The organism is Sulfitobacter sediminilitoris (assembly GCF_010667575.1).
Lineage (GTDB): Bacteria > Pseudomonadota > Alphaproteobacteria > Rhodobacterales > Rhodobacteraceae > Sulfitobacter > Sulfitobacter sediminilitoris.
On sequence record NZ_JAABNT010000079.1, the window covers coordinates 1 to 966 of the forward strand.

Genomic DNA, 966 nt, shown 5'->3' on the forward strand with positions numbered 1-966 from the left:
CGCGGGTTTCCAGGCACTGTTCCGTTTTCCGTTTTTGCCCGGGAGACGCTGCCTGATGTCGATCCTCTGGCGGACCCGGACGGTGCACTTGTTGCATGGATGGAGCACGAGGAGGCGCTGTTTCGTCATCTGGAGCGCGAGATCGTCTCGGATAGGCTGAAAGCGGGGTTCATGGAGGCGGATAGGGCTGATGTCGACGGGTTTCTGAGTTTCTCGCTGAGCGTTCAGAACCGTCGCAAATCGCGGGCTGGTTATGCCTTCGGGCACCATGTCGAAGCCATTTTGCAGGCCCACGAGATCAGCTACACGCGCGAAGCCACCACGGAGAAACGGAACGCTGCAGACTTCCTGTTCCCCGGCGAGGACGAATATACCGACCGCCGGTATCCGGATAATCAGCTCGCGATGCTGGCGGTGAAGACCAGCTGTAAAGACCGCTGGCGACAGGTTCTGGCGGAGGCGGACCGGATCCGGACCAAGCATCTGCTCACACTTGAGCCGGCGATATCGAAAGTTCAGACAGCGGAGATGCAGGGACAGGGCCTGCAGCTCGTGCTGCCCGCGTCACTGCACAGCACCTATCAGGCGGATCAGCGTGCCTGGCTTATAGGGGTTGGTGATTTTCTCGGGACGGTCCTCGACTTGCGAGGGCGGCAGACGCTATTGATTTAGGGGTATCGGGATGGGCGAAGAGTTTTGGCGGGTAGGTCACCAGCATCGTGACAAGGCAGGCGTAAAGTTCGAGGACGACGAACTTCTTCGTTGGTTGAATACCTCAGCCGGTTCGATCGCCAACTCTGGAGGCATCCGTTTCAAGGACCCCGCCTCAGGAGGCTCTGTGGATCCTGAGACCGGCCGAGCCGTTCCCGCCTTCTTTGTTCTGATCACCCGGGACATGGCCGCCCAGCATCACAATCCCTGGGAGGACGTCGTCGATGAGGTGAGCGGAAACATCTACTACTGGGG

General features: G+C 59.6%; 2 protein-coding genes. Both read left to right on the forward strand.

Annotated features, from left to right (window positions below):
- On the forward strand, window positions 1-672 hold a 672-nt coding region (locus tag GV827_RS23185; RefSeq protein WP_268895791.1), incomplete at its 5' end, for a type II restriction endonuclease.
- Between the two features lie 10 nt (window positions 673-682).
- Window positions 683-966: hypothetical protein (locus GV827_RS23190; RefSeq protein ID WP_204326069.1), on the forward strand; the 284-nt coding region annotated here is incomplete at its 3' end.